This window comes from Bradyrhizobium cosmicum, from assembly GCF_032290525.1.
Classification (GTDB): domain Bacteria; phylum Pseudomonadota; class Alphaproteobacteria; order Rhizobiales; family Xanthobacteraceae; genus Bradyrhizobium; species Bradyrhizobium cosmicum_A.
The window spans coordinates 1-236 of the sequence record NZ_JASXTA010000600.1; the positions used below are offsets into that span (position 1 = coordinate 1).

Genomic DNA, 236 nt, shown 5'->3' on the forward strand with positions numbered 1-236 from the left:
CATCGGCGTCTTGTGTGACACGGAACTGCTGACGACCCTGCCAGCGCGAGAGGTGCGTTCTGGCCTGGCTGAGATCGTCAAATGCGGGTTTATTAAAGACCCGGTGATTCTCGACGTCATCTCCAACCATCCGCGGTTGGCCCTCGACGTCACTTCCCAGACCTTCGTTGAGGTGCTGACGCGTGCGATTACCGTCAAGGCTGGTGTGGTGAGCGCTGATCTGCACGAGCGGACGT

General features: G+C 59.3%; 1 pseudogene. It reads left to right on the forward strand.

Annotation, left to right across the window (positions count from 1 at the left end):
* Nucleotides 1-236 (forward strand): annotated as a pseudogene (locus QSV46_RS41080) (3-dehydroquinate synthase); the annotation flags it as partial.